Origin of the sequence: Celeribacter persicus (assembly GCF_003050785.1) — a bacterium.
Lineage (GTDB): Bacteria > Pseudomonadota > Alphaproteobacteria > Rhodobacterales > Rhodobacteraceae > Celeribacter > Celeribacter persicus.
This window is the reverse complement of sequence record NZ_QAOH01000005.1, coordinates 100447-123669: the sequence shown is the minus strand read 5'-3', so window position 1 is coordinate 123669 and position 23223 is coordinate 100447. Positions and strand designations below refer to the sequence as shown.

20 protein-coding genes and 1 other RNA gene are annotated in these 23223 nt (G+C 59.6%); 10 read left to right on the top strand and 11 right to left on the bottom strand.

The window, feature by feature from the left end:
• Positions 1 to 27 precede the first annotated feature (27 nt).
• The 4 genes from C8N42_RS08375 to C8N42_RS08360 all read right to left on the bottom strand — a co-directional run bounded on the left by C8N42_RS08375 (position 28) and on the right by C8N42_RS08360 (position 4216).
• Positions 28 to 1791 (bottom strand): DNA polymerase III subunit gamma/tau, encoded by a 1764-nt coding sequence (locus C8N42_RS08375; protein WP_107816113.1) that lies wholly within the window; start codon positions 1789 to 1791, stop codon positions 28 to 30.
• A 156-nt stretch (positions 1792 to 1947) separates the two neighbouring features.
• The gene (gene rsgA / locus C8N42_RS08370) at positions 1948 to 3006 is read right to left on the bottom strand and encodes a ribosome small subunit-dependent GTPase A (protein ID WP_107816112.1); all 1059 of its coding nucleotides are present in this window, start codon (positions 3004 to 3006) and stop codon (positions 1948 to 1950) included.
• Positions 3007 to 3165: 159 nt separating this feature from the next.
• Positions 3166 to 3262, bottom strand: an RNA gene (ffs, locus tag C8N42_RS08365) — signal recognition particle sRNA small type.
• Between the two features lie 48 nt (positions 3263 to 3310).
• The gene (locus tag C8N42_RS08360) at positions 3311 to 4216 is read right to left on the bottom strand and encodes a hydrogen peroxide-inducible genes activator (RefSeq protein ID WP_107816111.1); all 906 of its coding nucleotides are present in this window, start codon (positions 4214 to 4216) and stop codon (positions 3311 to 3313) included.
• A 144-nt stretch (positions 4217 to 4360) separates the two neighbouring features.
• On the opposite strand from C8N42_RS08360, the gene C8N42_RS08355 reads away from it, so the two are divergent.
• On the top strand, positions 4361 to 5017 hold the full coding sequence (locus C8N42_RS08355; RefSeq protein WP_107816110.1) for a peroxiredoxin: 657 nt from the start codon (positions 4361 to 4363) through the stop codon (positions 5015 to 5017).
• 81 nt (positions 5018 to 5098) lie between these two features.
• Here C8N42_RS08355 and C8N42_RS08350 read toward each other — a convergent pair whose 3' ends face one another.
• From C8N42_RS08350 to C8N42_RS08335, 4 genes are all read right to left on the bottom strand, one after another.
• Positions 5099 to 5863, bottom strand: coding sequence for an ABC transporter permease (locus C8N42_RS08350; RefSeq protein WP_107816109.1), 765 nt, complete (start codon positions 5861 to 5863; stop codon positions 5099 to 5101).
• The gene (locus tag C8N42_RS08345) at positions 5863 to 6657 is read right to left on the bottom strand and encodes an ABC transporter ATP-binding protein (protein WP_107816108.1); all 795 of its coding nucleotides are present in this window, start codon (positions 6655 to 6657) and stop codon (positions 5863 to 5865) included. Before C8N42_RS08345 ends, C8N42_RS08350 begins: the two co-directional genes overlap by 1 nt.
• An 83-nt stretch (positions 6658 to 6740) precedes the next feature.
• On the bottom strand, positions 6741 to 7748 hold the full coding sequence (locus C8N42_RS08340; protein WP_107816107.1) for an ABC transporter substrate-binding protein: 1008 nt from the start codon (positions 7746 to 7748) through the stop codon (positions 6741 to 6743).
• A gap of 190 nt (positions 7749 to 7938) precedes the next feature.
• Positions 7939 to 9915: a bifunctional 2',3'-cyclic-nucleotide 2'-phosphodiesterase/3'-nucleotidase gene (locus tag C8N42_RS08335; protein ID WP_107816106.1), complete on the bottom strand. Its 1977-nt coding sequence runs from the start codon at positions 9913 to 9915 to the stop codon at positions 7939 to 7941.
• A gap of 276 nt (positions 9916 to 10191) precedes the next feature.
• On the opposite strand from C8N42_RS08335, the gene nudC reads away from it, so the two are divergent.
• Positions 10192 to 11115: an NAD(+) diphosphatase gene (gene nudC / locus C8N42_RS08330; protein ID WP_107816105.1), complete on the top strand. Its 924-nt coding sequence runs from the start codon at positions 10192 to 10194 to the stop codon at positions 11113 to 11115.
• Between the two features lie 59 nt (positions 11116 to 11174).
• The gene (locus C8N42_RS08325; protein WP_107816104.1) at positions 11175 to 11648 is read left to right on the top strand and encodes an SRPBCC family protein; all 474 of its coding nucleotides are present in this window, start codon (positions 11175 to 11177) and stop codon (positions 11646 to 11648) included.
• A gap of 19 nt (positions 11649 to 11667) precedes the next feature.
• Here C8N42_RS08325 and C8N42_RS08320 read toward each other — a convergent pair whose 3' ends face one another.
• A complete protein-coding gene (locus tag C8N42_RS08320) occupies positions 11668 to 12498 on the bottom strand; it encodes a prephenate dehydratase (RefSeq protein WP_107816103.1) in 831 nt (276 codons plus the stop codon).
• A gap of 122 nt (positions 12499 to 12620) precedes the next feature.
• On the opposite strand from C8N42_RS08320, the gene C8N42_RS08315 reads away from it, so the two are divergent.
• The 5 genes from C8N42_RS08315 (at position 12621) to C8N42_RS08295 (ending at position 19047) form a co-directional block, all read left to right on the top strand.
• Positions 12621 to 13139 carry a c-type cytochrome gene (locus C8N42_RS08315; RefSeq protein WP_107816102.1) on the top strand — a complete coding sequence of 173 codons (519 nt, stop codon included), beginning with the start codon at positions 12621 to 12623 and terminating at the stop codon, positions 13137 to 13139.
• Positions 13140 to 13326: 187 nt separating this feature from the next.
• The gene (locus C8N42_RS08310; protein WP_107816101.1) at positions 13327 to 15192 is read left to right on the top strand and encodes an extracellular solute-binding protein; all 1866 of its coding nucleotides are present in this window, start codon (positions 13327 to 13329) and stop codon (positions 15190 to 15192) included.
• A 23-nt stretch (positions 15193 to 15215) separates the two neighbouring features.
• Complete coding sequence (locus C8N42_RS08305) at positions 15216 to 16328, top strand: microcin C ABC transporter permease YejB (protein WP_107816100.1); 1113 nt, start codon at positions 15216 to 15218, stop codon at positions 16326 to 16328.
• Positions 16329 to 16330: 2 nt separating this feature from the next.
• Positions 16331 to 17443: an ABC transporter permease gene (locus C8N42_RS08300; protein ID WP_107816249.1), complete on the top strand. Its 1113-nt coding sequence runs from the start codon at positions 16331 to 16333 to the stop codon at positions 17441 to 17443.
• On the top strand, positions 17440 to 19047 hold the full coding sequence (locus tag C8N42_RS08295) for an ABC transporter ATP-binding protein (RefSeq protein ID WP_107816099.1): 1608 nt from the start codon (positions 17440 to 17442) through the stop codon (positions 19045 to 19047). The genes C8N42_RS08300 and C8N42_RS08295 overlap by 4 nt, the downstream gene beginning before the upstream one ends.
• 175 nt (positions 19048 to 19222) lie before the next feature.
• Here C8N42_RS08295 and C8N42_RS08290 read toward each other — a convergent pair whose 3' ends face one another.
• On the bottom strand, positions 19223 to 20794 hold the full coding sequence (locus tag C8N42_RS08290) for a D-alanyl-D-alanine carboxypeptidase family protein (RefSeq protein WP_107816098.1): 1572 nt from the start codon (positions 20792 to 20794) through the stop codon (positions 19223 to 19225).
• Between the two features lie 222 nt (positions 20795 to 21016).
• On the bottom strand, positions 21017 to 21715 hold the full coding sequence (locus tag C8N42_RS08285; RefSeq protein WP_107816097.1) for an HAD family hydrolase: 699 nt from the start codon (positions 21713 to 21715) through the stop codon (positions 21017 to 21019).
• Between the two features lie 139 nt (positions 21716 to 21854).
• On the opposite strand from C8N42_RS08285, the gene clpS reads away from it, so the two are divergent.
• A complete protein-coding gene (gene clpS / locus C8N42_RS08280) occupies positions 21855 to 22181 on the top strand; it encodes an ATP-dependent Clp protease adapter ClpS (protein ID WP_211309169.1) in 327 nt (108 codons plus the stop codon).
• An 18-nt stretch (positions 22182 to 22199) separates the two neighbouring features.
• Entirely contained in the window at positions 22200 to 23180 is a 981-nt protein-coding gene (locus C8N42_RS08275) for a class I SAM-dependent methyltransferase (RefSeq protein ID WP_107816096.1), read from the top strand.
• Positions 23181 to 23223: the final 43 nt, after the last annotated feature.

The window sequence follows — 23223 nt, the reverse complement described above, 5'->3', positions numbered from 1 at the left end:
CTCCTGAATGTGTCTTCTTGGGCGCGTTCACTCTTCGAACGGGTCCCATTCGTCTTCAACTTCTTGCAGCGCGTCGAGGGCGGCTTCCTGTGCGATGGCCTCGGGGGTGCGCACCTTGGTGATCTCCGCGCCGGGGAACAGCTCGAACACTTTCGCGACCATCGGATGTTCCATCGCCTTGGCCTTGAGCGCACGCTCCTCGGCCTCGGCGACTTCGCGCAGGGTCTGGGTGTCCTCGGGCGCTTTCGTAAGCGTCACGCCCCAGTTCTGGCCGGTGAAGGCAAACAGACGACTGCGCAGGCGTTGCGGGAATTCGGGATCGGCGTCTGGCGTCATCTCGAATTCGAGAAAGCCGGGACGATAGCTCACGAGGCGGACATAGGATTCGAGGTCGATCTTGAGCTTCATGTCGCGATGCTCTCCGACGAGATCGACGAGAGATTGAAAGCTTGGATAGCGGGCAAGGGCCACGTCCGGAGCCTGCGCCGGAGCGGTCGCGGCCCCCGAAGACATCGTCGGGCCGTGTACCGGCCCGCGCGGGGCCATGGTTCCGCCCTGCGCATTTGCCGAACTGCCACCAGCGGGCGCACCGCCACCAGCAGGCCCTGAGGGCGGGCGGGGCGGCGGGTTCTGTTCGGTCAGCTTGCGCACAAGATCTTCGGGCATCGGCAGGTCGGCGACATGAGTGAGCCGGATGATCGCCATTTCGGACGCCATCATGGCGTTAGGTGCGCTGGAGACCTCTTCGATTGCCTTGAGCAGCATCTGCCACATCCGCGACAGCACCCGCATCGGCAGTTTTTCGGCCATGGCAAGGCCACGGGCACGCTCATCCGGGCCAATGGTCGGGTCTTCTGCGGCGGAGGGGGTGATCTTGATCACCGAGACCCAATGGGTGATTTCAGCCAGATCGCGCAGCACGGCGAGCGGATCGGCCCCGTCGGCATATTGCCCGCCAAGCTCTTCCAAAGCCGCGGCGGCATCGCCGGACATGATCATGTCGAACAGATCGAGCACACGGCCCCGGTCGGCAAGCCCCAGCATGGCGCGGACCTGATCGACAGTGGTCTCGCCCGCGCCATGGGAAATCGCCTGATCGAGGAGCGAAAGGGCGTCTCGCACGGAGCCTTCGGCGGCACGAGTGATCAGGGCGAGGGCGTCTTGTGCCACCTCTGAGCCTTCTTTCCCGGCAATCGCGGCCAGGTGGTTCATCATCACTTCGGGTTCGATCCGGCGCAGATCGAACCGTTGGCACCGCGATAGCACCGTCACCGGAACCTTGCGAATTTCGGTGGTGGCGAAGATGAATTTGACGTGGGCGGGCGGCTCTTCGAGGGTCTTCAGAAGCGCGTTGAAGGCGCTTGTGGAGAGCATGTGAACCTCGTCGATGATGTAGATTTTATAGCGTGCCGAGGCGGCCCGGTAATGCACCGAATCGATGATTTCGCGGATGTCGTTCACGCCTGTGCGCGAGGCCGCGTCCATTTCCATCACGTCGACATGGCGGCCTTCGGAAATCGCGACGCAATGTTCACAGACACCGCAAGGTTCGGTCGTCGGCCCGCCTTCGCCATCCGGTCCGATGCAGTTCATCCCCTTGGCGATGATCCGTGCGGTGGTGGTTTTGCCGGTGCCGCGAATGCCGGTCATGATGAAGGCCTGCGCGATCCGGTCGGCGGCGAAGGCGTTTTTCAGCGTGCGGACCATGGCGTCCTGACCGATCAGATCGGCAAAGGTCTCCGGGCGGTATTTGCGCGCCAGTACCTTGTAGCCGGTGGTGGTGTCGGTCATGTCAGGGCCTCCTTGAACGGTGCTAAGGTAAGGGCCGGGACGGGTCCTCGCAACCGGAATTGATACCTTTATCTGAGGGAGCGTGATCGCCAGACCGTGGGTCCGGTCCGGCGATCACGCGGCGGCGCTTTGCGCCTTGTTCTGCGCGAGGGGCTGTTATTCCCCTCGCCGGGCCTTTTTCGTCTTCATGGTGGTTTTCACCATCTTGGAGAACTTCCGGCCCCGCTCACGTGCTTCCGCGATGGTTTCTGAGTTGCGCGCATCCTCTTCCATGAGCTTGCGCCAGCGTTCAAGCCGCTCGGGGTCCAGTTCTCCGTTCTCAACGGCGCGACGCACGGCACAGCCCGGCTCGGTCTGGTGTTGGCAGTCGGAGAATTTGCACTGGGTGGCGAGGTCTGTGATGTCCTCGAACAGCGTCGCGATGCCTTCCGAGGCATCGTGCAACGCCAGTTCGCGCATGCCCGGCGTGTCGATCAGCCAACCGCCCGCGTGCATCCGGTGCATGGAACGCGATGTGGTGGTGTGACGCCCTTTGGCGTCGTCCTCGCGAATGTCGCCGACCTCGATGTCCTTGCCGGTGAGCCCCCGCGCGATGGTGGATTTGCCCACGCCAGACGAGCCGACAAGGGCAATCGTCTGGCCCATGCCGCAGTAGCGTTCGAGCCGGGCAATGTCATCGGGTGATTTGGCGTTGATCAACAGCACCTCGGCACCGTCATAGAGCGCCTTGGCGCGGTCGGCATAGACCTCTCCGGGCATATCCTCGGGCTTGTCGGCCTTGGTGATGACGATTACGGGCGTGGCTTCCGCCTCGATAGCGATGGCGAGATAGCGTTCGAGCCGCGCTTCGTTGAAATCGAGGTTGCAGGACGTGGTGATGAAAAGCGTGTCGATATTGGCGGCGATCAACTGTGCCTGTGCACTGACGCCAGCGGCTTTGCGGGAAATCACCGTCTTGCGGTCGAGCACGCGGATCAGGCGCTCGCCGTCGGTGAGGGCAAAATCGCCCACGGCCATGTCGGTCGCCACATGATCGCCGGTCAGGGCGATTTCCTGACGCTCCAGGTCGGGCGTCAGCACAACGATGGAACGGCGGCGCACTTCGGACAGGCGCACGGGGGTGAGAGTTTCGAATTCTTCGAGATCGAGTTGGCCGTTGAAAAACTGGGACCAGCCCAAAAGAATCAAATTGGGGGTGTTCAGATCAGATGTCATGAGTCTGCCTTGCAAAACGCGAAAGGGCTTCCGCGCCGGACGGGCGGCGGAAGGGAACGGTTTCGGGCAGTCCGATGATGGGAAAAGCCTTAAGCGGCTGCCCGAGGGGCGTAAACGACAATCATCAAATCCCTCCTCGGTTGGCTGGGTTAAGGTTTAGGTGAGAGGCTGGACAACGACCCAAGCGGGGCTCGTTACGGCTGCTTCCTTCCGGACCTGACCGGGTTGGCGAGGCGCTCGCCCGCGCCAACCTCTCGATGGGTTACATAATGATGACAACGCGGATTCGCAAGAGGCGGTGGCTTCAGGTGCTCAAGCGGGCACGCTCTTCACGCAACAGGTCCGCGAGCAGGCGGAAGTCTTCGCTCCGCGCTGAGCTTTTGCGCCAGGCAAGCACGACTTCGCGGGGTCTGGTGCCAAAGAGCGAGGTGAGTTGAATATCGGTGTTGCGCGTCACTCCCGCGTCAATCGCCAACTGTGGCAGGAGCGTGATGCCAAGACCCTCTTCCACCATGGCGACCAGCGTGGGCAGCGAAGTGGCGGCGAAGGTTTCGTCCTGTTTCGCGTGGCTTTCGGGAAAGGCCGAGAGTGCGTGACGTTGCAGGCAATGTCCGCGTTCGAGCAGAAGGAGCGTTTCGTCATCCAAATCCGGCCCGCCGATCGGACGGTCGGAGATCAACCGATGACCGGGTGCGGTGGCGAGTTGGTAGTCGTCTTCGAACAAGCTTTCCATCTCTAGGTCGCCGGTCTCGAAGGGGAGCGCGATGAGGATCACGTCAAGCCGTCCGGCGCGTAGCCCCGCGATCAGGTTTTCGGTGAGTTCCTCACGCATGTAGAGCCGGAGGTCCGGATAATCATGCCGCAGGCGCGGCAGGAGGCGGGGGAAGAGGAAGGGGCCGACGGTGGGGATGGTGCCGAGTTTGATCGTACCCCGGAGCGTGCCGGACTGGCTCTGCGCGAGTTCCACCATATCCTGCGCTTCGGCGAGCATCACGCGGGCGCGTTCGGCGATTTCCTGACCCAAAGGGGTCATCAAAACGGAGCGTTTGGTGCGTTCGGCGACCGGCGCGCCGAGGATGTCCTCCAATTCCTTGAGCCCTGTCGAGAGTGTCGACTGCGTGACGAAACAGGTCTCGGCGGCCCGACCGAAATGCAACTCGTCGGCAAGGGCGACGAGGAAACGAAGCTGGCGCAGGGTTGGCAGGAGCATTAATTGAATTCCTCAATTATTCTGATCTTTTTTATTCGTTTCAACAATCAATTCGCAAGAGTTATCTCTGTTTCATCGAAAGGGCAGCAACGTCCGACACGACAGAAACAGACAAGAAATACAGTCAAAACAGAGGATTGAAAAATGACCGATCAAGTTGAAACCGTCACCGGCCCGCAACTGAACAAACCCGCCCCTGCCTTCGAGGCGCTGACCACCGATGGGGTGAAAACGCTCGACGATTACAAAGGCAAATGGCTGATCCTGTTTTCCCACCCGGCGGATTTCACCCCGGTCTGCACCACGGAATTCATCGGCTTTGCCAACAAGCAGGATGAGTTCAACGCCATGGGGGTGGAGCTCTTGGGTCTGTCCATCGACAGCCACTACTCGCACATCGCCTGGATGCTCAACATCAAGGAAAACTGGGGCGTCGAGATTAAGTTTCCGATCATCGCCGATCTCTCGATGAAAGTGGCGAATGCTTACGGCATGATCCAGCCGGGCGCTTCCGATACCGCCGCTGTGCGGGCGACGTTCATCATCGACCCGAACGGTATCCTGCGCGCCATGGTCTATTACCCGATGAATGCGGGCCGTTCCGTGGATGAGATCCATCGCCTCGTAGTGGCGCTGCAAGCCGCTGACGCGAACAAATGCGCGATGCCGGAGAACTGGAAACCGGGCGATGCGGTGATCGTGCCGACACCCCCGACCGCCGCCGCTGCTCTGGCGAAACTGGACGAAGCGCCGGAAGGTCAGAACGTTGTGGACTGGTACTTCGCGACGCGCCAGCTCTAAGCACAAATCCAACTACAAAGACCCACGCACAAATGTGAAAGGGGCGCCGGTTGGCGCCCCTTTTTTCCATGTCGATATGTTCTATCCCTGTGGGCGTTCTGCCCAGCCGGCAAAGATTTTTTCAAGCCCCACCACGATGTAGTAGAGCAGGATGCCGAGGAAGGCCAAGGCGATCAGCACCGCGAACATCAGCGGATAATCCGCATTGATCTTGCCGCTGTCGAACAGATGCCCAAGGCCTTTGCCATGCGGTTCGACGATCTCCATCAGGTTGGTGCCGATGAAGGCGAGCGTGACCGCGACCTTCAGCGCACCAAAGAATTCCGGCAGAGTCTTCGGCAGGGCGATCTTCCAGAAAATCGTCCATTTCGATGCACCCAGAGAGCGCAAGATATCGCGATATTCCGGCTCCAGGGTCGAAAGCCCGATGGAGACCGCGACCGAGATCGGGAAAAATGAGATCATGAAGGCGATCAGCACGGTATTGAGGTCGTGATGACCGATCAGGATGAGCGCGATCACGGGGACGACGGTGGCTTTCGGAATGGCGTTGAAGCCGACGAGAAGCGGGTAGAGCGCGTCGCGCATGGTGCGCGAAAAGCCCATGATCATGCCGATCAGCGTGCCGAAGACAACGGCGACCAAAAGGCCGACCACCGTGCGCCAGAGCGTTTGCCAGCCGTAAATCAGGAAGAGATTCCAGTATTTCGTATAGGCCGGGATCAGGTCAGACGGCGAGGCCATTTTGTAGTTTGGCCATTGGTTCACCCAGACGATGAATTCCCAGAGTGCGAGAAAAATGACGATGGCGATGGTCGGTGTGGCGACTTTCTTCCAGTGTTTCATCACGCAGCCTCCTCGTCTTTGGCGCGTCCCTGTGCGATTTCGATCTGATGGCGCAGGCGGTGCAGGATCTCGGTGGCTTCGGGCGTGTAGATCACTTCAAGGTCCGTGCGCCCGCCGAGTTTCACGTTCTCCACATGCTGCGTCGTCGCCGGACGTCCGGACAGCACGATGACCTCATCGGCGAGGTAAACGCTTTCGCGCAGATCGTGGGTGATCAACACGCCGGTGAAGGGTTCCTCTTCACGCAGGCGATGCATGGTTTGCCAGAGATCTTCACGGGTGAAGGCGTCGAGCGCACCGAACGGTTCGTCCATGATCAGCACGTCAGGCTTGTGGACGATGGCGCGACACAAGGAGGCGCGTTGGCGCATACCGCCGGACAGCTCGGAAGGGCGCTTGTCCTCGAACCCTTCGAGACCAACAAGGGCCAGAAGCTCGCGCGCACGGTCCTCTTTCTGTTTCTTGCTCATCTTGTTTGGCACGATTTCCAGCGGCAAAAGCACGTTTTGCAGGATGGTCCGCCATTCCAGCATCACCGGGTTCTGAAATGCCATGCCCACGGTTGAACGCGGTGAGGTGACGCGCTGGCCATGCAGCCAGACCTCGCCCTGATCGGGCCGCATCAATCCGGCGACGAGTTTGGTCAGCGTGGATTTGCCACAACCGGATGGGCCGACAACGGCGCAAAAATCGCCTTCGGGTACGGAGATGTTGAGATTATCGAGAACGGGGAGGGGGCCGTTGTCGGTTTTGTAGGCGTGGGTCACGCCTTTGATTTCTATGAGGTTTGTCATTGTTCGCCGCTGTCCCGGATAAGTCCCGCATGAAAACGGGCGCGAGCCGAAAGACCCGCGCCCGCCAAATTCCCGGATCGAGATTACTTCAGCATGCGCGCGTCGGTGGCGGGCAGGTAGTCTTCGGTGAAGTAGAGGTTCGCGTCCGGCTCGGCCTTGAACTCGTAGACCATCTTGAGCTGTTCAAGAGAGCCTGCGAAACGGTCTGCGTCGATCCCGCCCATACCGTGTTCGGCGACGTAATCGGTGTAGACGTTGCCTTCGAGGGCAAGCTCAAGGCGGCGGGTTTCGAGATCGAGGTCAGAAGCCGGGTTGTATTTGATCATGTATTCGACCGAAGCCTTCGGATCGGCCATCGCGTCTTTCCAACCATGGATCACGGCGGCGACGAAATCCTTGACCGCTTCCGGGTTCTCGGCGGCGAAATCGGTGTTCACGATCAGCGCGTTGCCATAGAGGTTCACGCCATAATCGGACATCATGATCGTCGAAATATCGTCTTCCGGCACGCCGAGACGCACGAGGTTCAGGAAGGACGAGAAATTGAAACCGGTCACGGCGTCGACCTTGCCTTCGGCAAGCATCGGTTCGCGGGTCGGGAAGCCGACCGGCTCGACGGTGATCTTCGACATGTCGAGATCGTTCTCGGCGGCGAAAATCGGGAATTGTGCCCATGCACCATCGGGCGGCGGGGCGCCGAGCACCTTGCCTTCGAGATCTTTCGGAGCTTCGACGCCCAGAGATTTACGGCCAACGACTGCGAAAGCGGGCGCGTCATAGATCATCATCATGCCGATGACCGGCGCGCCGGGGTTCTGGTCGAGAAATTTCACGAGGCTGTTGATGTCGGCCATGCCGACCGGGAAAGCGCCGGTGGCGACTTTCGGAATCGCATCCAGAGAACCCTGGCCTGCGGAGATTTCCACGCTCAGATCGGCGTCGGAGAAATAACCCTTTTCAAGCGCGGTGAAATAGGGCGCGGCGGGACCCTCGAATTTCCAGTCGAGCGCGAAGGGCATCGCGGTCTCGGCATAGGCGGCAGACGCGGTCAGCGCGAAAGCAGCCATGGTGATGATGGATTTGTTGAACATGGAACTCCCCTGTATCGTTCGGGCATAGAATGGCGCGGCATTCACACGCCCGCGAGATTGGGGTCGACAATCGTGTATACAATCTTAACAACTGCGCAAAAAAGTGGCGAAAGATTCCATTTTTGCCCATTCGGTAAACGAAAAAAGCGACCGCAGAGGGGCGGTCGCTTTTCGTGACCCTAGGTCAGGATCAGAGGGTAATGCGGAACTGGGCGAATCCGTCCGTGCCTTCGCCCGCGTCCTCGATGGTCAGGCCTTCGAGATCGGCAAGGTGGGTGCGTGCCGCCGGGCCGGTCTCGAACAACACGGTGGTATCGCCGAGAGGCGCCAGAGACCAGTTGTTGTCGGCGGTCGGATTGACGGTACCTTGCTCGACGATATAGCGCACGATGATGTCGCGGTTCGTGTCCGGCCCTTCGAAGATGATGGTCGAACCGTCGGCGCCCGGGAAGGTGCCACCGCCGCCCGCACGGTAGTTGTTGGTCGCGACGATGAATTCCATATCGTCGGTGATCGGTGCGCCGTCAAAGCTCAGGTTGACGATCCGGGAAGCCTCCGGGTTCAGAGGCGCGCCATCGGCGTCAAAGCGCGAAGGCTGCGAAATGTCGATCTGGTAACTCACCCCGTCGATCACGTCGAAATTGTAGGAGGCGAAATCCGGGTTCAGCAGGATCGCGTCCTTCGCGCCTTTCTCGACCTGATTGAACATGCCGGCGGAGCGCTCCAGCCAGCCCTTGAGCTGGGCGCCGTTGATGCGCACGGCTCGGATGGTGTTTGGGTAAAGATAGAGATCGGCAACGTTCTTGATCGCCACATCACCGGGCGCGACATCGGTGTAATACTCTGGGCCACCGCGCCCACCGGCCTTGAAGGGTGCTGCGGCGGAGAGGATCGGCAGGCCTTCGTGTTCGGTGCCCTTCATCATCTCCGTGATGTACCAAAGCTGGGCATTCGAGACGATCTGCACCGAAGGGTCATCGGCTACGAGCGCGAAATAGGAATGCAGGGGCGCGGCGGTCTTGCCCACAGCGCGGCGCACGTATGCGAGCGTCTGGTCGTGAATGTCCTGTACCGAGGCGAGCACCGGTTCGACACTTTCGACCAGCGGCGTGATGGAGCGGTCTTCGTTGCGTTGTGAGATCGGGCGGGTTTCCACGGAACTGGTGACCACGCGCCACGCGCTGCCGTCTTTTTCCAGCAGCAGGTCCATGACGCCGAGATGCGACCCCCAATAGCCGCCCATCACGGCGGGTTTGCCGTGGATGAGACCCTTCCCGGAATCCACCTCCGCGTAACCGTCGAAGGTGGGTGAGGGGAAGACGAGGTGCGAGTGTCCGGTCAGAAGCGCGTCCACGCCGTCGATCCCGGCCAGCGGGACGGAGGCGTTCTCCATGCCCTCGGTGTGCTCGGCCGCCCCGATGCCGGAGTGGTTCAGCGCAATGATGATATCGGCACCCTTCTCCTTCATCTCCGGCACATAGGCGCGGGCGGTTTCGACGATGTCGCGGGCGTTCACGTTGCCTTCGAGGTTCTTGCGGTCCCACATCATGATTTGCGGCGGCACAAATCCGATCAGCCCGACCTTGATCGCATGTTTCGCGCCAGTGCCGTCGGTCAGCTCGCGGTCGAGGATGACATAGGGCGGCACGAGGGTGACGTCGTCGCGGGGGCTCGCGCCCATTTCCTTGACGACGTTGGCGGAGATCACCGGGTAATTCGCGCCCGCCAGCGCCTTCATGAGAAAGTCGATACCGTAATTGAATTCGTGGTTGCCGAGCGTCGAGGCTTCGAAGCCCACGGTGTTCATCGCAGTGATCACCGGGTGCATGTCGCCCTCTTTCATGCCGCGCTCATATGCGATGTAATCGCCCATCGGGTTGCCCTGAAGGAAGTCGCCATTGTCGAGCAACATGGAGTTGGTCGCCTCCGCCCGCACGGCATTGATATGCGCCGTGGTGCGGGCCAGGCCGACGGTATCCACAGGCTTGTCCGCATAGTAGTCATAGGGAAAGACATGGACGTGCAAATCCGTTGTTTCCATGATCCGCAAATGCGCCTGGTTCGTACCGGCACGGGCGGAAAAAGGATGAAGTGCGATCAAGGCAGATCCTGCGATTGTGCCGGACAGAAAGCCGCGGCGATTTATGTCTTTGGTCGAATGGTCCATGATGCATCTCCTTTTTGATGAAGAGGTTGGCGCGACCATTCCCGTGGCACAAGACAAACATATGACACGAGTGAAGCTACCAAGAGCTTTCAGGGCTGAAAACTATTTTGAGTTGCCTTTTTGGGCAGAATCCCGGCTTTAAATTGCATTTTGGCTTGCTGTTTCATTCCGGCAACAGAAGGCACGTGCGTGCATGAAGTGGCAAAGCGCAGACAGGTCGCAGTCCAGATCGTGTCGTGCTGGCCCTTGTCACAATTACCGCTTATGCCAGATGACATGAACAAGATGATCGTGACACTTTCCGGCGGAACTCTGAACCGGGCGGCACATCTGCGGGACGACAGGCCCACAGGGGCGAATGCGATATTCATGCCGCTTTGGCGCGGGCATCCGGCGATGCGCGGAGACGCGCTCTGCCTTCTGAGCGCAAGTGAGATGGAGCTACCGGAAGGATCGGAGATATTCCTCGGTCTCCTGCCGGATGGCACTCCGGTTTTTGCAAGAGATGTCAGCCAACTGTCTCCGCTCGGGGAGGAGGTTCCAGCCCCCTGGTCGCAGGACGGTGTCGCGCTTGAGATCCTGCCGGACTTGCGATTTTACGATCTGCGGGCGGTGATGACGCGTCTGACCGCCTTGGAAGCGGAGCTGGCAGCGGTCGGTCGGGTGCTGTTCGACTGGCATCGTCGGCATGGATACTGCGCCAACTGCGGCGAAAGGACACGGCTTGGGCAAAGTGGCTGGCGGCGCGATTGCCCGGTTTGCGGGGCGGAACATTATCCACGCACCGATCCGGTGGTGATCATGTTGGTGACACGGGGCAACGAGGTGCTTTTGGGGCGCAATGAAAACTGGCCTGCGGGCATGTATTCGCTTCTTGCGGGCTTCGTCGAACCGGGTGAACCGATCGAGGCGGCGGTGCGGCGTGAGGTGTTCGAAGAGGCAGGGGTACGGATCGGCAAGGTGAGCTATGTCACCAGCCAACCCTGGCCTTTTCCCGCCTCCCTGATGCTGGGCTGTCGTGCGGAGGCGCTGGGTCGTGAGATCACGCTCGATCCCATGGAACTTGAGGATGCGCGTTGGGTTCGGCGTGAGGAGATGGCCCTGGCACTGGCCGGGCGTCACCCGGAAATCACAGCGGCCAGAAAAGGGGCTTTGGCGCAGGTTCTGTTGAGCAAGTGGGTTGCGGACGATTGGGAATAACAGGATAAGATTTCCTCTGGGGAAGGGGCGGTAAAGCAACAGGTGAGCAGGTATCAGGTATGAAGTTTTCGACGCGTCAGGACATCGAGGCTCCGGCCACTTTCGTTTTCGACCGGATCGCCGATTTCGAAAGCATCGAGCGTCAGGCCATGCGGCGTGGCATCGAATTGACGCGTAAACGGCCGAGTCAGCCGCACGGCCTTGGGGCGGGCTGGTCTCTCAAGATACCGTTTCGGGGAAAGCTGCGCGATCTGGATGCCGAGATCACCGATTTCGATGCGCCGAACACCCTTGGCGCGTCGGCTGTTTCGGGAGGGTTGCATATGCACATGACCGTCGATCTTGTGCCGCTGTCGCCGCAGCGCACGCGATTGAGCTTTGGCTATGATGTGCGTCCGAAAACCCTGTCTGCGCGGATTCTGGTGCAGTCGGTGAAATTCGCCAAGGGCACGCTTCAGAAACGCTTCGAGAAGCGGGTCGTCAGCTATTGCGAGTATTTGTCCGAACAGTATCAGGGCACGCCGAAGATGTGATCCCGGCGCTTGCGGTCACTCAGGAACGGCGCGGGTCGGCCGGGTAAACTCCAAGAATTTCGACCATTTCCGTGAAATAACGCAGCTCGTCGAGGGCGAGTTGCACATTACGGTCTTCCGGGTGGCCTTCGATATCGGCATAGAATTGCGTCGCGGTGAAAACACCGTCGACCATGTAGCTTTCCAGTTTCGTCATGTTCACGCCATTGGTGGCAAAGCCGCCGAGCGCCTTGTAAAGCGCGGCGGGAATGTTGCGCACCCGGAACATGAAAGCCGTGACCATCTTGTCGGCGCGGCGCGAATAATCCGGCTCGCGCGCCATGATGAGAAAGCGCGTGGTGTTGAGCTTGTGATCCTCGATATGACGCTCAAGCACGTCGAGCCCGAGGATTTCACCGGCAAGCTCGGAGGCGAAGGCGCCGACACTCGGGTCGTTGTCTTCCTTGACGGAGCGGGCGGCGGCGGCGTTGTCGGACCAGTTCACGGTTTCGAGCCCATGCTCGCGGATGAATGTGCGCGCCTGACCCAGAAGCACCGACATGGCACGGGCCTGTTTGATGTCGGATGTCCTGGTGCCGGGCAGGCCCAGAAGGTTCACATGCACTCGCACGAAGGTTTCGCCGATGATGTGCAGCCCGCTGTCGGGCAACAGGTGATAGACATCCTGCACCCGGCCATAGGTCGAGTTCTCGATGGCGATCATGCCGATGTCGGCGCGACCGGAGCGCACGGCCTCCATCGCGTCCTCGAAACTGGGACAGGGCAGAGGTTCGTAATCGGGGCGTGCCTCCACGCAGGCCTGATGCGAATAGGACCCGAGTTCCCCCTGAAATGCGATATGCCCGGCCATTTTTACCCCTTTTCGCCCATTTGTTTTGCGCTAACCTGTACGGGTCCCGGTCTTATACCTTGAAATGAAGCAGGGGAAGCGGGTAGATAGCGCGCGACGAACCTATATGAACGGAACGCGACATGTTCAATACTATGACCCTTGTGAAGATCGTCGGCGGCCTGTGCGGCACCCTCGCTCTTTTTGTGATCGCCTATCTGGCGAGCGATTCGATCTACGCGATGAAGGCCACAAGCCACGACGGCGAAGTCGTTCAGGCCTATGTCGTGGCGACCGGCGATGAAGAGGCGGTTGAAGAAGATGTGGTCGAAGTGAGCTTCGAAGACCTGCTTGCCTCCGCAGATCCGGCCAAGGGCGAAAAAGTGTTCGCCAAATGCAAGGCCTGCCACAAGGTCGACGGGTCCAACAGCACCGGCCCGCACCTCGACGGTGTCTTCGGTCGTGAGGTTGGCACGGTTGGCGACTTCTCCTACTCCGAGGCGATGGCTTCGCATGGCGGGGTCTGGGATGCCGAAGCACTCAATGTCTATCTGGCCAGCCCGAAAGATGCGATTCCGGGCAACAAGATGTCCTTTGCCGGTCTGAAAAAGGACGAAGACCGCGCCAATATCGTCGCCTATCTTCAGTCGATTTCTGGCTGATCCTTTGCGATCTGATTGCGCGTCGCCCGCACGCGGCGCATGAGAAACCCCCATCGGCCGCACCGGTGGGGGTTTTTGTCTGCAAGGCGTCGGGCGATCACGCATTTTCGAGCGCATGTAACTTGCATGTCAGAGCCCGGGCACATTACCGTCAGTGCGAGCACAGCCATCTTCTCGGAGGACGACCATGACCGCACGCCCCCTGTTCCTGAAATTCCTTCCCGTTCTGGCCGTTCTGGCCATGGGAAGCGGTGGGGCTTCGGCGGAGGAGACGATCACGTCCTCATGGTATTCCGAATGGAACGAGGCGAAATATGCCGAGCCCTTCGATCATCTGGATTACGTCAACCCGGATGCGCCCAAGGGCGGGAAGATTTCCATCGGTACGGTCGGTACGTTCGACAGCATGAACCCGTTTTCAACACTTTCGGGGACCCCGGCGGCGTTGTCCTCGTCGATGTATGAGCGGCTGATGACCTCGACGGCGGATGAATACAAGGCGGTGAGCTATTGCCTGCTTTGTACCACGCTCGAATATCCCGAAAGCAAGGACTGGGTGATTTTTCATCTGCGCGATGACGTGACCTTCTCGGACGGGACGCCGATGACCGCCGAAGATGTGGTCTATACCCATAACAAGATGATTGCCGAGGCGACACCATCGTGGCGCGCGGGCGTGTCCGCGATGATCGAGAAGGTCGAGGCGCTCGACGAACACACGGTGAAATTCACCTTTCAGCCAGACATACCCCGCAATGGGTTGATTGATCAGGCAGGGGCTTCGATCGTGATGAAGAAGGCGTGGTTCGAGGAAACCGGCGCGCGGCTCGATGAAAGGCGCTATGAGACCTCCCCGGGCACAGGCGCTTATATGCTCGCGGGTTACGATCCGGGACAATGGGTCGAATATAAGCGTAATCCGGACTATTGGGGCAATGATCATCCGTTCAACAAGGGGCGCAACAATCTCGATACCATTCGCGTGGTCTATTTCGGCGATACGATTGCGGCCTTCGAGGCGTTCAAGGCCGGGGATATCACCTTCCGTCAGGAAAGTTCCTCGCTACAATGGGCGACGGGGTACGATTTTCCGGCGCTCGACAAGGGCTGGGTAAAGAAGGAGACTCTTCACAACGGGGCGATGCCGCCCTCTTACGGGCTGCTCTTCAATCTGCGGCGCGAGAAGTTTCAGGATCGCAATGTGCGTCTGGCGCTTGGCCTGATGTACAATTTCACATGGACCAATGAGACGCTGCAATACGGGTTGTTCACGCAGAGGACCTCCATGTGGCAGGCACCGGGGCTCATGGCCGAAGGCTTGCCGGAGGGGGACGAGCTCAAGGTGCTCGAAGGGGTGAGAGACGATTTGCCCGAGGCGATCTTCACCGAAGAGGCCTTTGTGCCTCATACATCCGGCGAGCGGTCGCTGGATCGCAAGAACATGCGCAAGGCCATCACGCTTTTGGCCGAGGCGGGATATACGCCGGGGAGTGACGGCAAGATGCGCAATGCGGAGGGCAAGGTGCTTTCCGTCGAGTTTCTGGAAAGCAACCCGAGTTTCGACCGGATTATCAAACCCTATATCGAAAATCTGAACGCTCTGGGGGTGGACGCGACCTATAACCGGATCGACCCGAACCAATTTCAGGCCCGTTCCCAGAGTTTCGATTACGACATGGTCTATGATGGGTATGTGAATGGATTCGAGGAAGGCTCCAGCTTTCTGCAAAAATACGGTTGCGAGAGCGTGGACGATGTCTTTAACCCGGCGGGGTATTGCAATCCGGCCATCGAGACGATCGGCAATGAGCTGATGAAGGTGAAAACCTATGACGAGATGTCCGCCATGGTGCGCGCTGCGGACCGGATCATGCGCTACGACTATTTTATTGTGCCCGCACATATGAACGACAGTTACTGGGTAGCCTATTATGACATGTACGAGCATCCTGGTGAGGACAAGATGCCGCCGTTGGCGCTGGGCTATCTGGACTTCTGGTGGGTGGACGCCGACAAGGAAGCCGCGCTGCGTTCGGCGGGCGCCCTGAAATAAAACGATAAAGGGCAGGACGGTTCATGGGAGCCTATATTCTACGGCGCTTGCTGCTGATCATTCCGACGCTGATCGGGATCATGGTGGTGAACTTCGCGCTGACGCAATTCGTGCCCGGTGGGCCGATCGAGCAGGTGCTGGCCAATCTCCAGGGTGAAGGAGATGTCTTCGAGAACATCACCGGCGGGCAGGGTGATGTGAATGTCTCGATCAATGGTCAGGCGGCAGATCAGGCGAGCAAGACCTATGAAAGCGAATATGCCGGCGCGCGCGGGCTTCCCCCGGAGTTCATCGCCGATCTGGAGCGTCAGTTCGGACTCGACAAACCGCCGCTTGAGCGCTTTCTCGGCATGATGTGGAACTATGTCCGCTTCGATTTCGGCGAGAGCTATTTCAAGTCGGAAAAGGTTCTCGACATGGTCTGGGACAAGCTGCCGGTGTCGATCTCTCTCGGGCTCTGGGCGACGCTGATCTCCTACCTGATCTCGATTCCGTTGGGCATTCGCAAGGCTGTCAAAGACGGTTCGCGGTTCGATACATGGACTTCGGGCATCATCATCGCGGCCTATGCGATCCCCGGCTTTCTTTTTGCGATCATGCTTCTGGTGCTTTTCGCCGGTGGGTCCTACTGGCAGATTTTCCCGCTTCGGGGCCTGACCTCTCCCGACTGGTCGGAGATGTCGCTTCTGGGCAAGATCGGCGATTATTTCTGGCACATCACCCTGCCGGTTCTGGCTTCGGTGATTTCGTCTTTTGCGACGCTGACGCTTTTGACCAAGAACTCCTTTCTCGATGAGATACGCAAGCAATATGTGGTCACCGCCAAGGCCAAGGGTCTGCCGGAGCATCGTGTGCTTTACGGTCACGTCTTTCGCAACGCGATGATGATCGTGATTGCGGGCTTTCCGGGCTTGTTTCTGGGTGTTTTCTTTGGCGGCTCTGTGATCATCGAGACCCTGTTTTCCCTCGATGGGCTTGGACGCATGGGCTATGAGGCGGCGCTTGCCCGCGACTACCCGGTGATCTTCGGCACGCTGTTTTTCTTTGGCCTCATCGGGCTTGTGATCGGCATCCTGTCTGACCTGATGTATGTCTTTGTAGATCCGCGCATCGATTTCGAGCGGAGGGACACATGAAGATGCCCGGGAAATTGTCTGAGCTGAACCGTCGTCGCTGGCGGAATTTCAAATCGAACCGGCGCGCCTATTGGTCGTTGATCCTGTTCTCTATCCTGTTCGGCCTGTCGCTCTTTGCCGAGTTTCTGGCCAATGACAAACCCATCCTCGTGCAGTATCGCGGCAATTATTACATGCCGGTTTTCAAATTCTACCCGGAGACGGAATTCGGCGGAGATTTCGCAACCGAGGCGGTTTATCGTTACCCGGAGGTGCAATGCCTGATTGAGACCGGCGGGCTTGTGGACTGTTTCGATGATCCCGAAGGCTATATCGAGGACGCGCAGGACGGGGAGATCAATGGAGACCCCATCGAGAAGGGCTGGATGCTCTGGCCGCCGATCCGCTATTCCTTCAACACTCAGGTCGAAGGGCCGGGGGCCGCGCCTTCACCGCCGACGTCGCAGAACTGGCTTGGCACCGACGACACGAAACGCGATGTGGTTGCCCGCGTTATTTACGGTTTCCGCCTGTCGGTGTTCTTCACCCTGATCGTCTCCGTCGCTTCCTCCCTTGTCGGTATCATCGCCGGCGCAATTCAGGGCTATTTCGGCGGGCGCACCGACCTGATCTTTCAACGCGTGCTGGAGATTTGGGGCGCGATGCCGTCGCTTTATGTGATCATCATCCTCTTCGCCATTCTGGGACGAAGTTTCTGGCTTCTTGTCTTTGTCACCATCCTCTTCGGTTGGACGGCGCTTGTGGGCGTAGTGCGGGCCGAATTCCTGCGGGCGCGGAATTTCGAATACATCCGTGCCGCCCGTGCGCTGGGCGTGTCGAACCGCACCATCATGTTCCGCCATATGCTGCCGAACGCGATGGTGGCGACACTGACCATGTTGCCCTTTATCGTGACCGGCAACATCGGCACGCTGGCTTCCCTCGACTTTCTGGGCTTCGGCTTGCCGTCATCCTACCCGTCTCTGGGAGAGCTGACGCTTCAGGCGAAACAGAACCTCCAGGCGCCGTGGCTCGGGTTCACCGCCTTTTTCACTTATGCCATCATGTTGTCGCTTCTGGTCTTCATCTTTGAAGGCGTGCGCGACGCGTTTGACCCGAGGAAGACCTTCCGATGAGCCTTTTGGAATACAAGGACCTGCGCATCGGGTTCCGTCAGGACGGCAAGACGGTCGAAGCCGTCAAGGGCGTGAGTTTCTCGATCGAGAAGGGCGAAACGGTTGCACTTGTGGGTGAGAGCGGTTCCGGCAAATCGGTGACGGCGCTGTCCTGTGTGAACCTTCTGCCCGATACGGCGGTGATCGAAGGTTCGGTGACCTATCAGGGGCAGGAATTGGTCGGGGCGTCGGAGAAGGCCCTGCGCAAGCTCAGAGGCAATGACATCAGCTTCATCTTCCAAGAGCCGATGACCTCGCTCAACCCGCTGCATACGCTGGAAAAACAGCTCTCCGAGGTGCTTTTGATCCATCACGGCATGACCGGGGTGGCGGCGCGGGAGCGGGTGATCGAACTGTTGGATCAGGTCGGCATTCATGACCCGGAAACCCGGCTGAAAGACTATCCGCACCAATTGTCCGGCGGACAGAGACAACGCGTGATGATCGCCATGGCGTTGGCCAACCGGCCCGAACTTCTGGTGGCGGACGAGCCAACCACGGCGCTCGACGTGACGATTCAGGCGCAGATTCTGGAGCTTCTGGCGGAGCTGAAACAGAGCCTCGGCATGTCGATGCTCTTCATCACCCATGACCTGAACATCGTACGCAAGATCGCGGATCGGGTCTGTGTGATGAAAAATGGCGAGATCGTTGAGACCGGCGCGACCACCGAGATTTTCGCCAACCCGCAGCACCCCTACACCCAGATGCTTCTGGCCGCAGAGGCGACAGGGCGTCCCGATCCGGTGCCCGAAGGGGCGGAGGTTGTCGTGGAGACCCGTGATCTGCGTATCTGGTTTCCGATCCAGCGTGGGCTGCTGCGCAAGACGGTGGGTCATGTGAAGGCGGTGAACGCTGCAACGCTGAGCGTGCGCGAAGGCGAGACGGTGGGCATTGTCGGCGAATCCGGGTCCGGCAAGACGACGCTGGCGCTCGCGATGATGCGGTTGATCTCGTCTGAGGGGCCTGTGGTTGTGTTGGGGCAGGACATTCAGGGCTGGTCGAATAAGAAACTGCAACCGCTCCGTGCCGATATGCAGATCGTGTTTCAGGACCCTTATGGCTCGCTCTCGCCGCGTATGACGGTGGAACAGATCATCGCCGAAGGGCTGGGCGTGCATCGTGTCGAAGGCTATGCCTCGCAAGAGCAGGCGGTGATCGACATCATGCGCGAGGTCGGGCTCGATCCGGAAACGCGACACCGTTACCCGCATGAATTCTCTGGCGGACAACGTCAACGCATCGCCATCGCCCGCGCGATGATCCTGAAACCGCGTCTTGTGGTTCTGGACGAGCCGACCTCGGCACTCGACATGACGGTGCAGGTGCAGATCGTAGAACTGTTGCGTAGCTTGCAGGCGAAACACCGGCTCGCTTACCTGTTCATCTCGCATGACCTGCGGGTGGTGCGGGCGCTGTCGCACAAAGTGCTGGTGATGAAGCGTGGCGATGTGGTTGAGATGGGCACGGCGGAAGAGATTTTCGACGCTCCCAAAGAGCCTTATACCCGTGCTTTGGTGCGTGCTGCTCTTGATCTCATGGTCGAAGAGGGAGCGGGCGTCTGAGCCAGCAGGCGCAGAATGCCCTCTACCTTTCTTTGTCTTTGGCGTTAACCTTAATCAGATCAACCTTAACGCGGAGAAAATGGCGCGGAGTGGTTTGCAATATCCCGACACCGCGATCAGATAAAAAAGGCGACCGGTAAAGGTCGCCTTTTTGTTTTTAGCTGTGAACCGCGTCTCAGGACGGCCCGATCGTGTTGCACTCCGTGCCGCGCGCTTCGAGGCGGCGGCAGGTCAGGGCGGCCATGTCCTCTGTCATTCCGAGGAAGTTTGCATCATAGCCGCGTTTGCTTCTCACCACTTTGCGCAGTGCCCCGTCGAGCATCTCCACCTCGGTGAGTGCGGTTCTAAGCAAAGTTTTGCGAGCTTCGTATTCGCTGCCATAGGTGCCGATGTTGATCCCCCAATAGCGATTGCCGGAGGTCGAGAGGCGGGTGACCACTTCGGGTGCGCTGATGGCAGGTTCGGCGGTGACTGCGGGTTCGGCGACGACGGCGGAGGTCGGTTCGACCGAAGCGAGTTGCAGCGTCGCGGGGCGCGGCAGCGGGGAAACGGCCGGGACGATCGCTGGCATGGCGCTGGGCTGGGCGCGGGCGGTTTCTGCCAGAAGCGTGCTGGCTTCTGCGGCGGCGTCATTGGCGGCGGCGAGAAGAGCGGCATCCTGTTCGGCCTTCGCCAGCGCAGACATCACATCATCCGATGCCGCGAGCAAAAGCTCCTCGGTCTCCGGGGCCAGTGGCTGCGTCGGGCGCAGTTTCGGCACGGGGCTGGAGCTCATGCTGATGCTCACGCGGATGATTTTCGATGCGGTCGAGGGCGTGTCCTGATTAGCTGCCACCATGATCGTATCGCCACCGACCTTGCCGAGATAGGGCGGTTTTGCGGGTTTCACCACGGCAACCCGGCTCGGGGCGCGTTTGAAACCGAGGTCCATCAGTTCCGCCACCTTGGCGTTGCGTGAGGCGGTGGAACGCCCCCCGAAGACGGTGGTGATGATGCGCTCACTGCCGCGATGCGCCGAGGCGGTGAGGTTGAACCCGGATGCGGAGGTGTAGCCGGTCTTGATCCCGTCCGCGCCTTTGTAGGAGGTCAGGAAACGGGTATTTGTGTGGGAGACCGTGCGCACACCGGCATCGGCCGTGGTGCGCGAGAACAGGTTGTAATAGTCGGGGTAGTCGTAAAACAAGTGACGCCCGAGGACGGTCATGTCCCGGGCGGTCGAGAGGTGCCCGGATTCGGTCAGGCCATGGGCGTTCTTGAAGGTGGTGCGCGACATGCCGAGCGCCTTGGCGGTGCGGTTCATGCGGCGGGCAAAGGCTGCCTCCGAGCCTTCGATGGCCTCGCCGATGGCGGTGGCAGCATCGTTGGCGGATTTCACTGCGGCGGCACGGATCAGGTAGCGCAGCTTGATTTTCTGACCGGGTTTGAGACCGAGTTTCGAAGGCGGCTCGGCTGCGGCATTGCGGGAGATCGTCACCTCGTCGTCGAGCGAAATCTCGCCGTGCTCGATCGCTTCGAAAGCAATGTAGAGCGTCATCATCTTGGTGAGAGAGGCCGGGTGCAATCGCGTGTCGGCATTGGTGGCATGAAGCACCTTGCCGTTGCGTGCATCCATCACTAAGGCGGCGTATTCCGCAGCCATGGTGCGGGCCGACATCGCGATCATCATCGCGAAGGCGATCAGAAAGAGAGGAAAAATGCGTCCTGAAACGGCACGTGGGAAACCCCGTGCCTGCACGTTGCTCTTCATGATAACTCTGCCTCGTCTTGTCGGATCATGTCGCCCGACTTGTCATTGGGACTGACGGTAGCACAGGCTTTGCGTCGAGAAAACAACCAATTTTCAATGGTTTTCAAGGCATGCATTGATGCAACGCCATATGTGGTGGGTAGTGAATGTGTTTCCACCACATCGGCGGTTTGCTCTTTGCGCGGCTATGTTACAAAGGGCCTGTGCAAAATGTTCAGAGTTTCAGAGCGTCGCGATCAGCCCGGGCAAATCGCGCAGCGTATCCAGCGTACGATAGCGCGGATGGCCTTCCGGGGCTTCGGCATGTTCGATGGCCCAGGTAATGTTATGCGGCACATAGACGCCCCAGGCACCGATCTCGATCGGCGGCAGGACATCGGATTTCATCGAATTGCCAACCATCATCGCCCGCTCCGGCGCGATGCCATGCCGTGCGAAAATGGTGCTGTAGACCTCGGGCGTCTTGGCGGAGACCACCTCGATTCCGTCGAACAGATCGCCAAGTCCGGATTGCGCGAGTTTCCGCTCCTGATCGAGCAGATCGCCCTTGGTCACCAAGAGAATCTCATGGGTTTCTGCCAGCGTGCCGATCGTTTCCTCTACCCCGTCGAGCAGGTTTATCGGATGGCGCAGCATGTCCTGGCCGGCTGAGATCAGTTCACTGATGACGGAGGCGGGCACGCGTTCCTCGGTCACTTCAATGGCGGTTTCGATCATCGAGAGAACGAAACCCTTGATGCCGAATCCGTAATGTCCGAGGTTGCGCCGCTCGGCGGCGAGCAGGCGTTCGGCCAGATGATCGGCTTCGGTGAAGTCGGCCAGAAGCTCTGCGAATCTGTCCTGAGTCATGCGGAAAAACTGTTCGTTTTCCCATAGCGTATCGTCGGCATCGAAGGCGATGGTGGCGAATTTGTCGGGCATATGATCGGCGCTCCTTTACCGGTTTCGGCATAAGCCTCTTTATTCATGTGTAAAAGGGGCTATATATCGGCCAATGATCCCGCCAAGATGTAGCAAACGTGAAACCGGAGACGACAGAGTGATCCTCGCGCCTCAGATGATGGCAGACAATGACGACCGTTCGAATGACGACGGCGATGTCGGACTTGCGCTCAAGACCCGGCCGAAGACCAAGCGCCCGCCGCTCTACAAGGTGTTGTTGCTGAACGACGATTACACGCCGATGGAATTTGTTGTGCTGGTGCTGGAGCGGTTTTTCGGCATCGGTCATGCGCATGCCACGGAGATCATGCTGACCGTGCATAAAAAGGGATTGGCCGTGGTCGGGGTGTTCCCGTTTGAGATCGCGGAGACCAAGGTGCAGCAGGTGATGGAATTCGCCCGCCGTCATCAACACCCGCTGCAATGCACGATGGAAAAGGAATAGGCGTTTCGCCGTCCCGCCATGCTGTCCGCACGCCTTCTCCTGATCCTTGACGGGTCTGACCCTTTGACGACTGTCGTGGTCTATCGACCGCATGGCGACGTGGACCTGTCCGCGCTTGGTGAGGCAAAGGTGCAGATCGTTCAGGGTTTCAAACCCGATGTCGATGCACTGATTGCGCGTGGATACGATGTTAAGACTGAAGCCGAAGGGCGGTTCGATCTTGCCGTGGTTGTGGTGCCGCGCTCCAAGGCGGAGGCACATGCGCTGATTGCCGATGCCGCATCGCGGGCGGATCGCGTCATCGTTGACGGGCAGAAAACCGATGGTATCGACAGCCTTCTGAAAGATCTGAAAAAACGCGCGACAGTCGGGCAGGTCGTGTCCAAAGCGCATGGCAAGGCGGTGATGTTCACTGGCGGGGAGTTCGCCGATTGGGCCGATCCCGGTCCGCTGCATCTGATCGAGGGCTTCACCACCCGTCTGGGCGTGTTTTCCGTGGACCGGATCGACAAGGCCTCCGAAGCGCTGGCCGAAGCTCTGCCCACGAAACTGCCCGCACGCATCGCCGATCTCGGCGCCGGTTGGGGCTATCTGTCCCGCGCGATCCTGAGCCGCGAAGGCGTGAAGGAATTGCATGTGGTGGAGGCCGAAGCGGCGGCGCTCGCCTCGGCTCGCGACAATCTCGACGATCCGCGTGTGACCTTCCATTGGGAGGATGCGACACGTTTTACCCCGCCCGCGCCGCTCGACGCGGTGATCATGAATCCGCCGTTCCACACGTCCCGCGCCGCCGATCCGGCTCTTGGGCAGGCCTTTATCGAGGCCGCAAGCCGGATGCTTGCGCCCCATGGCGAGTTGTGGCTGGTGGCGAACCGTCAATTGCCCTATGAGGCGACGCTTGCCGCCTGTTTCAGCAGCCATGCCGAGATCGGCACCACGGGCGGCTTCAAATTGCTGCATGCGGTGAAACCTCTTCGCAAAGCGCCGCACAAGGCCTAAAGCGTTTTTCTGTTTATCTGAGGCAGGGAAAAAGAAAAACGCT

Bases quoted from the DNA above. Each gene is read 5' to 3' on its own strand.
- C8N42_RS08375 (WP_107816113.1), bottom strand. From the start codon at position 1,791: ATGACCGACACCACCACCGGCTACAAGGTACTGGCGCGCAAATACCGC.
- rsgA (WP_107816112.1), bottom strand. From the start codon at position 3,006: ATGACATCTGATCTGAACACCCCCAATTTGATTCTTTTGGGCTGGTCC.
- C8N42_RS08360 (WP_107816111.1), bottom strand. From the start codon at position 4,216: ATGCTCCTGCCAACCCTGCGCCAGCTTCGTTTCCTCGTCGCCCTTGCC.
- C8N42_RS08355 (WP_107816110.1), top strand. From the start codon at position 4,361: ATGACCGATCAAGTTGAAACCGTCACCGGCCCGCAACTGAACAAACCC.
- C8N42_RS08350 (WP_107816109.1), bottom strand. From the start codon at position 5,863: ATGAAACACTGGAAGAAAGTCGCCACACCGACCATCGCCATCGTCATT.
- C8N42_RS08345 (WP_107816108.1), bottom strand. From the start codon at position 6,657: ATGACAAACCTCATAGAAATCAAAGGCGTGACCCACGCCTACAAAACC.
- C8N42_RS08340 (WP_107816107.1), bottom strand. From the start codon at position 7,748: ATGTTCAACAAATCCATCATCACCATGGCTGCTTTCGCGCTGACCGCG.
- C8N42_RS08335 (WP_107816106.1), bottom strand. From the start codon at position 9,915: ATGGACCATTCGACCAAAGACATAAATCGCCGCGGCTTTCTGTCCGGC.
- nudC (WP_107816105.1), top strand. From the start codon at position 10,192: ATGAACAAGATGATCGTGACACTTTCCGGCGGAACTCTGAACCGGGCG.
- C8N42_RS08325 (WP_107816104.1), top strand. From the start codon at position 11,175: ATGAAGTTTTCGACGCGTCAGGACATCGAGGCTCCGGCCACTTTCGTT.
- C8N42_RS08320 (WP_107816103.1), bottom strand. From the start codon at position 12,498: ATGGCCGGGCATATCGCATTTCAGGGGGAACTCGGGTCCTATTCGCAT.
- C8N42_RS08315 (WP_107816102.1), top strand. From the start codon at position 12,621: ATGTTCAATACTATGACCCTTGTGAAGATCGTCGGCGGCCTGTGCGGC.
- C8N42_RS08310 (WP_107816101.1), top strand. From the start codon at position 13,327: ATGACCGCACGCCCCCTGTTCCTGAAATTCCTTCCCGTTCTGGCCGTT.
- C8N42_RS08305 (WP_107816100.1), top strand. From the start codon at position 15,216: ATGGGAGCCTATATTCTACGGCGCTTGCTGCTGATCATTCCGACGCTG.
- C8N42_RS08300 (WP_107816249.1), top strand. From the start codon at position 16,331: ATGCCCGGGAAATTGTCTGAGCTGAACCGTCGTCGCTGGCGGAATTTC.
- C8N42_RS08295 (WP_107816099.1), top strand. From the start codon at position 17,440: ATGAGCCTTTTGGAATACAAGGACCTGCGCATCGGGTTCCGTCAGGAC.
- C8N42_RS08290 (WP_107816098.1), bottom strand. From the start codon at position 20,794: ATGAAGAGCAACGTGCAGGCACGGGGTTTCCCACGTGCCGTTTCAGGA.
- C8N42_RS08285 (WP_107816097.1), bottom strand. From the start codon at position 21,715: ATGCCCGACAAATTCGCCACCATCGCCTTCGATGCCGACGATACGCTA.
- clpS (WP_211309169.1), top strand. From the start codon at position 21,855: ATGGCAGACAATGACGACCGTTCGAATGACGACGGCGATGTCGGACTT.
- C8N42_RS08275 (WP_107816096.1), top strand. From the start codon at position 22,200: ATGCTGTCCGCACGCCTTCTCCTGATCCTTGACGGGTCTGACCCTTTG.